This window comes from Candidatus Cardinium sp. cByotN1 (assembly GCF_022810525.1).
GTDB lineage: Bacteria > Bacteroidota > Bacteroidia > Cytophagales > Amoebophilaceae > Cardinium.
Map to the genome: position 1 here is coordinate 1 of NZ_JAACGG010000076.1, position 10,217 is coordinate 10,217.

The following is a 10,217-nucleotide window of genomic DNA, read 5'->3' on the forward strand; positions in this document are numbered from 1 at the left end:
CGAACGTTACAACTGAAATATAAAAACAGTTGAGAAGGAGGCAAGAAGGGCGGATTCTGTTTTTCCAGTTGTAACGGACGCTTTCCGCAACTTTTTACACAGGGCTTGATTTTTTGTCCACTTTTTTATCAAGAAAAAAGTGGTTAAAAAAGCCTTGAACAGATACAGAAAAGTAAAATAAAAAATTCATTAAATGAGCAACTATATAAAATTTTTGTACCAGGCTGGTCTATTGTCTACCATTACATTAATGGGGGCTAACTGTGGTGGTTCTGGTAACAACACAGCCTCCAGCAAGAACCTTACATTACAGCATTCTAACCATACATCCAAGGAATCGAACAAGAACCCTCTACCACAACATTCTAGCCATACATCCAAGGAATCGAACAAGAACCCTCTACGACAACATTTTAGCGCTACACAGGAATTGATAATGAGCCTCATAAAGGATCGATTAGAATGGGACTTAAACGAACGATTAGATTTATCCAACCAACGTGATAGGCAATTCAAAGATGACTTTTTAAAGACATTCGAGAAATCGTACTACCAACTGATCAGACCTACTTCTGAATATGATCCACTTGAGGGCAAAAAAATAGAAGATGAGTGCTGCGAAGCATTAGCAAAATCTGTAATAGAATTAATGGATGAACAAGGATATAAGAACTACGATGAGTGCTGGGAAACATTAGCAAAATCTGTAATAGAATCAATGAATGAACAAGGATATAAGGACTACAAGGAATATTATACAAAACAACAATTCAATAATCTACGAGCTGGAAAGGATGTATCAAATAATACAGATTCAAGTCTAAATGCTATGGAAATTGATTATGATTATTATGGCACAAGATTCATGACTGCCATAGAGAAAATCTACGAAGACATTACTATAGAGCTTATTATATCAATGAAAGAAAAGCTAAAGAGCGAGGTAAGCTCAGAATTAAATTCATTAAAACAGCTTGATAGCTCATTTAAAAATTCTTTTTTAAAGGCATTAGACGAACAGTTTTGCCAACTAGCCAACGAATCTTTCAAAAAGCAACTCTATAATATACTAATGCATCATAGTATATTAAATCCAGTTAAGTGTAAAAAAATGAACCAAAAGTCCTGGGACGAGTTCGAAAAAGCATTAAGCAAATCTGTAGCGGAATCAATGAATAGCCAAGGATATGAGAAGTATAAGAAGTATTATACAGATAAAAAATTCAATATTTACAGCTTGATAAAACAATCCGACTATCCATGAGATCATAGTATGGACGGACAAGATTTATGTAAATTTTATAAGCACAAAAATTAGCATTGGTTTTATCAAACCAGCGTGATAGGCAATTCAAAGATGCCTTATCGAAAACATTGGGGCAATCGCTTGGCCGACTGATGAACAGACATTTAGGAAAGGCGTTATTATCTTGTGCAGATCCAGGTAAAACATACAAAATGATAAAAGAATTTCTGGAAGAACAGAAGAAATTTGTAGCGGAATCAATGAATAGCTAAGGATATAAGAAGAAGAAGGCCCAGTTAGGTTGATAAGGATAAACTTACAGTGTCTAAGACACTTAAGTCAATAAAGTTTTTTTTCAGGTATAACCTACTGCTGTCGATGTGCGCTGAATAGATACGACTATAGTATATATAGCACCATAATGATATTCATATGAAAAACAAAACATTTATTGCTAAGCATGGTTCACCAACACCAAGCCTATCTAAAGAGGCTAGTAGCCAAATCCCTCCCTTTCCTAGAAAACTATATATAGAAAGCTATGGCTGCCAAATGAATTTTTCTGATAGTGAAATAGTGGCTTCTATTATGGCGCAACAAGGTTTTGTTTTTACAGATCACTATTCTGAAGCAGACCTGATTCTTATCAACACATGTGCCATTCGGGATAAAGCTGAACAGACAATTCGAAATAGATTATTGGTTTTTAACCAACAGAAAATCAAACAACCCGATCTGATTGTCGGTATATTAGGCTGCATGGCAGAACGGCTTAAAACCCAATTACTAGAAGAAGAAAAAGTAGTTGATTTGGTAGCGGGTCCAGATGCCTATAGAGACTTACCCCGATTAATTAGTCAAGTAGATCAAGGACATAAAGCAGTCAATACCTTTTTATCCAAAGAAGAAACCTATGCCGATATTGCACCTGTCCGATTGCATTCAAATGGTGTCACTGCTTTTATCTCTATTATGAGAGGATGTAATAATATGTGCTCTTTTTGTATTGTCCCTTTTACGCGAGGACGTGAACGAAGTAGGAATCCGGATTCTATTGTCCAAGAAGCTAAACAATTATTTGAAACAGGCTATAGAGAAATCACCCTTTTGGGGCAAAATGTAGATTCTTATAATTGGTGTCCATCCATCACGGCAGCTACTGCCTCACCAGATCATAGAAAGCCTAGCGATGCAACCATTAACTTTGCCCAATTACTGGCTATGGTGGCTGAGATTGATCCCCAGTTAAGGGTTCGTTTTTCTACTTCTCACCCCAAAGATATGACCGATGAAGTGTTGTATACTATGAAAGCTTATCCTAACATCTGTAAGCATATTCATTTACCTGTTCAAAGTGGCAATAGCCGCATCTTAAAACTGATGAATCGTACCTATGACCGCGCCTGGTATATCGAAAGAATTGTGGCTATTAGGCATATTTTAGGTCCATCTTGTGCCATTTCTTCTGATATGATTGCAGGATTTTGTTCCGAAACAGAAGCAGAACATGCAGATACCCTCTCGCTAATGGATTATGTGCAATATGATTTTTCTTTTATGTTTTACTATTCTGAACGGCCAGGCACATTGGCCGCTAGAAAATATGCGGATGATGTTCCGGAAGTGGTTAAAAAGCGCCGATTAAGTGAAATTATAGCTAAACAGCGTGCACATGCCTTAATGCACAACCAAAAAAGTATAGGCCAAGTCTATCAGGTTTTAATTGAAAAGTCTTCCAAAAAATCAGAAACCTTTTTTCAAGGTAGAACCAGTCAAAATAAAATCGTAGTATTTCCCAAAGGGAACTACCAAATAGGAGATTATGTAGCGGTACAAATCGTAGATTGCAACGCAGCCACCCTATTTGGAAACGTGGTAGCTTAAGCCTATGAAAGTTATGAAAGAAGATCTCGAATACATCAAACAACGGTTTAATATTATTGGCAATGCTCCATCGTTAAACAGAGCCATTGAAATAGCCATGCAGGTAGCGCCTACCGACCTCTCCGTTTTAATTAGGGGAGAAAGTGGTACCGGAAAAGAATCTTTCTCCAAGATTATTCATGCACTAAGCCCCTACCGCCATGGCAACTTTATAGCTATTAACTGTGGTGCTATTCCAGAAGGCACTATAGATTCTGAACTGTTTGGCCATGAAAAAGGCTCCTTTACAGGAGCAATAGAAAGCCGAAAAGGTTATTTTGAAGAAGCCAATGGGGGCACTATTTTCTTAGATGAAATAGGTGAAATGCCTTTGGGGACACAAACCAGACTCTTGCGTGTATTAGAATATGGAGAATATGTAAAAGTAGGTACTTCTAGTGTACAAAAAGCCAAAGTGCGTATCGTGGCAGCTACACATGTAGATTTACTCTATGCCATTAAGCAAGGAAAATTCCGAGAAGATTTATACTACAGACTCAATACCGTTCCTATTAGCATCCCCCCTCTTCGTGAACGAGGTGCAGATATCATACAATTATTTCATAAGTTTTCTAGTGATTTTGCTACAAAATACCATGTTAAACCCCTAGAGATTAGCCCAGATGCAAAGGATATGCTACGCACCTATTCATTTCCAGGTAATATTCGTCAGCTAAAAAATATTGTACAGCAAATAGCACTACTTGAAGAAGCGGTTATAGTTACCCCAAGCATACTAGAAAAATATTTACCAAAAGCACAAAGCCATACCTTACCCGTATTGTATAAACAATGGAATGATAATGGGTTGATTGAAAAAGAATGGCTATACCCTATTCTCTTTGATTTAAAAAGAGATGTTGCGGAATTAAAAGAATTAATATTTAACCTAATGGGGTCTGCTTCCATGAACCATCCCATGATCAAAAACCATGCACGCTTATTTGAAACTCATAGTGAGCAAGAAAATAAAGCTAAGCCAATCCATTTTTTGGATACAACACAATCCTTTAAAGAAGATAATGTAAATTGTATGGGTGAGTCCCAAGCAACAGAAAACCTTTCTATTGAAGTGCAAGAACAAGCATTAATTCGTAGATCTCTGAAAAAAAATGACGGAAATCGTAAAAATGCAGCTGATGATTTAGGGATTTCTGAAAGAACGCTTTATCGAAAAATTAAACAATATGAGATTGAAGAGTCCGATTTTAAGAAATAGTCTATACCTTTTTTTTAGCTTATTATGGTTAAACAGTTGTGGTCTTTTTACCTTTTCAGGTGTTGCACTTTCTCCTGATATTAAGACTTTTTCTGTTAAATCTTTTTATACAGAGGTTTCAGAGGGTCCAACAGATATGACCCAAAAACTTACTGAAAAACTGGAATCAAAAATATTGCGCATGACTACTTTGACCAAAGAAGAAAAAGATGGTGACATCCAATACGAAGGAGTAATTAAATCTTTTGCCTATCATACAGCCTTTAGTACAAAAGATAAAGGGGATTATAGCTCTGGGGATAATAACCCTAAAGAAGTACAACGCTTAACCATAACCATAGAAGTCTCTTACTTGAATCCTGCAGATGAAGAATCCTCATTTAAGAAAAAACAATTTTCAGCTAGTGCAGATATATTTTCCAATGAAAATCAATTAGAAAAAGAACCTCTATTGATTGAAGAAATTTTTTGTCAACTCGTAGATGATATTTGTAACAAATCTATAGAAGATAATTGGTAAGATTAGCCTGCGTTCGAAACGCCACTTCTGCTAGTAAACTTAGATCCGGTGTCTCAAATTTTGTGTAGTAGATCCCTTTTTTGTGATTCGTGTCTCCTACCAATTCTGGGGCATAAGCAGCCTTTTGAATGGCTTTAAAAATTAATTTTTTACTCATGTTGTGAAGAGATACTTTGCAAAAAGTCTATTCAAATTGTTTTTACCATGCACGTTCAAAGACTATTAACATTATTGACACAACCTGCCAAGCTTTCCCCAAAAGACATACCTGATTTAGAGTCCCTTATACAAACATACCCTTATTTCTACCTAGCCCATGCACTCCTTGCCAAGGCACACTATAAGCAAGAGCAAGATGTAGAAAAGATGACGGTTCAAAGGGCTGCTACCTATGCTATTGATCGTACGCATTTTCGGAAATGGTTAGAAAACAAACTTTCACTCCCACCAATTGTTAGAAGTACCCAGCCTACATCTTGGAAAGAAACAGCTGCTACCGCTAATAACTACCTAGAACTAATTGCCAAGAAATCGCTAAAAAAAAGTACCAATGAAAATAGTATCAAACAATTTTCTATTATCGATACCATTTTAAGTAAAAATTTGCAGTTCGATCCTTTTGTAGAGGCAGTACCCTTAAAAGAGGACACGTCCGTAGATCTCTCCGAGCAACGAACTACTTTAGATGATCGTTTTGCAACTGAAACATTGGCCAGAATAATGATACAACAAAAAAAATACAAACGCGCCATTGAAATTTATAACTATATAATGGACAAGCATCCTGAAAAAAAATCGTATATTCAGGATATCATTGCTAGCTTAAACAGTAATTCTTAGTTATGTCTATATTCAATTTGCTTACTATACTTATTATTATCGTAGCCATTCTATTGGTCGGTGCTATCTTATTACAAGAACCTAAAGAACGAATCACTCCCTCAGGTGGTAGTTCAGCTTCTGTGCAGCGAATTGGTATTAATCAAAAGGCAGATTTTCTAGAAAAAGCAACTTGGGTGCTGGTTAGTTTATTGCTCTTCCTAACCCTTTTATCTTCCATTTTTCTTAAAAATACCCCCCAGTTGAATATAAGCCCCAACTTGGCTAAAGTACAGGAAGAACAAGCATTAAATGCTCCATTGCTTCCAACGGATCAAGAAGATGCAACCAATATCCAAAAGCAGCCTGCATCTAATGAAACAAAGGCAACCCCTCAAAATTAACCTTACAGCTAGATTATGAAGCTAATAAGCATAAAAAAATCTATTCTGGGTCCTCTCTTTCTAGCGTATGCACTTATACCAAATCCATCAAGGGCTATTGGCATCGCCACAGGACCATCTTTGGGTATAGCTGGCTTTTATAGTAGCTTCGACACAAGTGCGTCATCCAAAAAAATTGATACAAAGAACTTGGCACTCCAGGTTGGCTGGTTTGCGAAACTAGACCTTTGGCTTTTATATGCTAAACTAGCCCCTTGCTTTGTATTAGATTGGCATAAATTACCCAATCAGTTAAATAGAGCGCATTTCCGATATATTACCGTGCCTTTCACGATTGGCATGCCTTTTTTGGGTTGGTTGCGTCCTCACATTGGACTCATCTTTCGCATACCTTTGAATAGTTTAGATGATACGAAATTACAAGGAAATAATCTTATAGCAAACTATAGCAAAAAAATCAATGGCTATATAGTAGGCATTGGTATCGATCTAGCTAATGTGCTAATAGATATCTGTTGGCAATTTGCCTGGTCAGCCATAGATAGAAAATCTATCAGTAATGACCTACTCTATGGTCTCAAAAAACATAGGCCCAAACAACTTGCCTTAAAAGTCAGTTACAACTTATTAGGTTAAAGCCCTTTTAGCTCTATTATTATACCAGTACCTTCCGCAACCTAGCAACTGGTAAATGTAATTGCTTTCTATACTTAGCTACCGTACGACGTGCCACATGATATCCTTGGGCTATTAATAGCGATAAGATACGATCATCCGAATAGGGATTTTGCTTATCTTCACTGTTAATGAGTTCTAAAATCTTATTTTTAACAACTTTATTACTAATATCTTCACCAGTAGACCTACTGATGGCTTCAGAAAAGAAAAATTTTAATGGATAGACACCAAACTTGCCTTGAACTGATTTTTGGTTAACAATTCTTGAAATCGTAGAAGCATCCATGCCAACCTTATCCGCTACATTTTGCAAAACCATTGGTTTTAATCTATCTGTTTCTTCGCCTTCTAGAAAGAAGGCATACTGCAGTTGTAAAATGGCTTCCATAGTTTTTAAAAGTGTTTGACTACGTTGACTAAGCGCCTCCATAAACCATTTAGCATGCTCTAGCTTTTTTTTCAAAAAGGCAATCATCTCCTGACTTGCTAAGTCTTGATTTGTCTTTTGTTCATAACTTTCCAGCATAGTAAGATACTTTTGATTAAAACGTGGCTTATGCACAGGATAATGTACTAGCTCAACAGTAAGCCTTCTTTGATCTTGGCATATGATAAAGTCTGGCATAAGGTAATCATTGCTATAATCTATGCCATTGGTATGCCTAGCTGGTCTAGGATTAAGCCGAGCAATATGGGCTAGAGCATCTTTTAAAAGATGGGTATCTGAAAGGCCTAATTTTTTTACGATTAGGTGATAGTGTTTCTTTGTAAAAGACTCAAAACAATTCCTTACCACACCCTGGGCTAATTGAATAATAGGATCTTCTTGATTCTGTCCTTTTAGTTGTATTAATAAGCATTCTTGGAGATTTCTAGCCGCAATACCAGGTGGATCTAAGCGCTGAATAGCGTTTAATACTTTTTCTACTTCTTCCAAAGAAAGTTCTAAATAATGCATTACGTGCAAATCTTGCACCACAACTTCTAGGTCACATGTCAGGTAACCATCTTGGTCTAAACTACCAATCAGATGCTCCCCTATTATATACCCTACTTTACTTAAATCAAGCAAATAAAGTTGTTCTTTTAATTTTTCTTGCAGTGAAACAATAGCTGGTGTCCAAAGGTGACGAGCAGATTGGGATGCTGTTTTATATGTTTGTTTATTTAAATCAGCTGAGCGATAATTAGAAAGATCTTGAATAAATGGCTCTGATAAGGGCGCCACTTCTTCATTGTCTAAGGATGTTCCCTCATCTAGCAAAGGATTCGTTGTAACTTCTTTTGAGATATAGTCGTTGAGCGCTACAGTAGGTACTTGCAACAGCTTAATAAACTGAATTTGTTGTCCAGACAACCTTTGCGTTAACTTTTTTTCTAAGTGTAATTGCTGCATCTTAGCATTCAGTTGGATTAAATAAAAACTATTTATAGATTAGGCTTTACTATTTATAGGTCTAGCTCTTATTACAGAGGGTTTATCAATATACTAAAACAAAAGTAACCGCTAATCTAAAAAGAATACATTGCATACCAAAATTAAAGAACTTTTACAATTTGGCACAGTTGGTGCGCAGGTTGAAGCAAAAGGTTGGATCCGTACCAAACGCATCAATAAGCAGGTCATATTTCTTACACTCAATGATGGCTCTTGTCAGCAACATTTACAAGTAGTCATGACCCCATCTGACCTACCAAAAGCGTTGCTCAACCAACTAGCTACAGGTGCTAGCATTGCCGTCTCTGGAAGTTTAGTTGCCTCACAAGGTGCCAACCAATCAATAGAATTACATGGCCATCAACTCACCCTACTAGGGAATGCCCCAGACTACCCTTTACAGCCAAAGGCTCATTCGTTGGAATTTCTACGCTCATTGGTACATCTTCGTTTTCGTACCAATACTTTTGGCGCAGTATTTAGGATCCGGCATGCGATTAGTTATGCCATCCACCACTTTTTTCATGAGCGTGGTTTTTTTTACCTCCATACACCTATTATTACAGCAGCTGATGCAGAAGGCGCAGGAGAATTGTTTCGTGTAACCAGCCTGGATCCTATGCATACAGCTAAAAATCTAGATGGAAACATTGATTTTAAAGAAGATTTTTTTAGCAAAGCTACTAACTTAACCGTTTCTGGACAGCTTGCTGCAGAAACAGCTGCTATGGGGCTAGGAGCAGTCTATACTTTTGGACCTACCTTTAGAGCAGAAAATTCTAATACCACTAGACACTTAGCAGAATTTTGGATGGTTGAACCAGAGGTAGCGTTTAATAATCTGGACGATACGATTGCACTAGCAGAAGCATTGTTAAAATTTTTATTAGCCTACCTACTTAAAACATGCCCAGCAGAACTTGAATTTTTAAATCAACGCTTGCTTAGCCATAGAAATAAAGAAGATAAAACTGCCCCCATGCCGCTATTAGAAAGATTAAACTTTGTATTAGAACAGCCTTTTGCCCGTATTACCTATACAGAAGCAATCGCTATTTTAATCGATTCTGAATCAAACAAGCATGGTAAATTTGCGTATCCTGTTACAGGTTGGGGTATGGATCTACAATCGGAACATGAACGTTACTTGGTAGAGCACCATTTTAAAAGACCTGTAGTAGTAACTGATTATCCAAAAGCTATCAAGGCATTTTACATGCGCCAAAATGATGATGGCAAAACAGTAGCAGCCATGGATTTACTTTTCCCTGGTGTAGGAGAAATTATTGGGGGATCCCAGAGGGAAGAGCGCATAGATTATTTACAAGCAGCCATGCAGAGTAATGAGATTCAAGACTTGGACTGGTATTTGGATACCAGAAGATTCGGTACCATACCCCATAGTGGCTTTGGTTTAGGGCTTGACCGGTTTGTATTGTTTGTAACCGGAATGGAAAACATACGGGATGTAATCCCATTTCCACGTACACCAGGACATGTGCCTTGTTAAGCAGCTTGTTGTGTTTGTTAGGAACAGGTTATTAGCTATATTTTTAATTATTTCTGTTTAGCTGACATCCATAGAGATAGGTTATAACTAAAGGAAAACATGTCCATTCACTACTGTGGCAGAAGTGGACTAAAAAACGCCCCTTAGAACCGCCATAGGCTCGAATGCATACGAAAAAAGCGTATCCGTTCACGACTGTGGTTTTTCTTCGATTATATTTAGCAACTCTTTGGTTTGTGTTGACGAAATTAGTAGAAAATGAATTTTTGTTGTTACTTTTTTCCTGATAAAAAAGTAACCAAAAAATCAAGCGCTGATGAAAAAAGTGGCTGAAAGCTTAGTTTACAGCTGGAAAAACAGGAGCCTACCTGCAATCCATCCCGGCAACTGTTTTTCTTTTCATCTGTAAACTGCGCTTTCTGATCGCACTTTTTTCAAAGGGCGCGTTTTTTTACTAGCA

General features: G+C 37.1%; 10 protein-coding genes. 8 read left to right on the forward strand and 2 right to left on the reverse strand.

Annotated features, from left to right (window positions below):
- Positions 1-193 precede the first annotated feature (193 nt).
- The 4 genes from MUW73_RS02240 to lptE all read left to right on the forward strand — a co-directional run bounded on the left by MUW73_RS02240 (position 194) and on the right by lptE (position 4,908).
- Positions 194-1,264, forward strand: a complete 1,071-nt coding sequence (locus MUW73_RS02240) for a hypothetical protein (RefSeq protein ID WP_243017974.1) — start codon at positions 194-196, stop codon at positions 1,262-1,264.
- 414 nt (positions 1,265-1,678) lie between these two features.
- Positions 1,679-3,130 carry a tRNA (N6-isopentenyl adenosine(37)-C2)-methylthiotransferase MiaB gene (gene miaB / locus MUW73_RS02245; protein ID WP_262914867.1) on the forward strand — a complete coding sequence of 484 codons (1,452 nt, stop codon included), beginning with the start codon at positions 1,679-1,681 and terminating at the stop codon, positions 3,128-3,130.
- Positions 3,131-3,143: 13 nt separating this feature from the next.
- Positions 3,144-4,388, forward strand: a complete 1,245-nt coding sequence (locus MUW73_RS02250) for a sigma-54 interaction domain-containing protein (protein ID WP_243017973.1) — start codon at positions 3,144-3,146, stop codon at positions 4,386-4,388.
- The gene (gene lptE, locus MUW73_RS02255; RefSeq protein ID WP_243017972.1) at positions 4,357-4,908 is read left to right on the forward strand and encodes an LPS assembly lipoprotein LptE; all 552 of its coding nucleotides are present in this window, start codon (positions 4,357-4,359) and stop codon (positions 4,906-4,908) included. The genes MUW73_RS02250 and lptE overlap by 32 nt, the downstream gene beginning before the upstream one ends.
- Here the strand turns inward: lptE and MUW73_RS02260 are convergent.
- Positions 4,889-5,065 carry a hypothetical protein gene (locus tag MUW73_RS02260; protein WP_243017971.1) on the reverse strand — a complete coding sequence of 59 codons (177 nt, stop codon included), beginning with the start codon at positions 5,063-5,065 and terminating at the stop codon, positions 4,889-4,891. The genes lptE and MUW73_RS02260 overlap by 20 nt on opposite strands.
- 47 nt (positions 5,066-5,112) lie before the next feature.
- Here MUW73_RS02260 and MUW73_RS02265 point away from each other — a divergent pair, with 47 nt between their 5' ends.
- Genes MUW73_RS02265 through MUW73_RS02275 form a run of 3 tightly spaced genes read left to right on the forward strand, consistent with a single transcriptional unit; the run spans position 5,113 to position 6,767 of the window.
- The gene (locus tag MUW73_RS02265; protein ID WP_243017970.1) at positions 5,113-5,748 is read left to right on the forward strand and encodes a hypothetical protein; all 636 of its coding nucleotides are present in this window, start codon (positions 5,113-5,115) and stop codon (positions 5,746-5,748) included.
- Between the two features lie 2 nt (positions 5,749-5,750).
- Complete coding sequence (gene secG, locus MUW73_RS02270; RefSeq protein WP_243017969.1) at positions 5,751-6,131, forward strand: preprotein translocase subunit SecG; 381 nt, start codon at positions 5,751-5,753, stop codon at positions 6,129-6,131.
- 15 nt (positions 6,132-6,146) lie between these two features.
- Complete coding sequence (locus MUW73_RS02275) at positions 6,147-6,767, forward strand: hypothetical protein (protein ID WP_243017968.1); 621 nt, start codon at positions 6,147-6,149, stop codon at positions 6,765-6,767.
- 19 nt (positions 6,768-6,786) lie between these two features.
- Here the strand turns inward: MUW73_RS02275 and rpoN are convergent, their stop codons facing one another.
- On the reverse strand, positions 6,787-8,205 hold the full coding sequence (gene rpoN / locus MUW73_RS02280; RefSeq protein ID WP_243017967.1) for an RNA polymerase factor sigma-54: 1,419 nt from the start codon (positions 8,203-8,205) through the stop codon (positions 6,787-6,789).
- Between the two features lie 130 nt (positions 8,206-8,335).
- On the opposite strand from rpoN, the gene asnS reads away from it, so the two are divergent.
- Positions 8,336-9,757: an asparagine--tRNA ligase gene (asnS, locus tag MUW73_RS02285; RefSeq protein WP_243017966.1), complete on the forward strand. Its 1,422-nt coding sequence runs from the start codon at positions 8,336-8,338 to the stop codon at positions 9,755-9,757.
- Positions 9,758-10,217 lie beyond the last annotated feature (460 nt).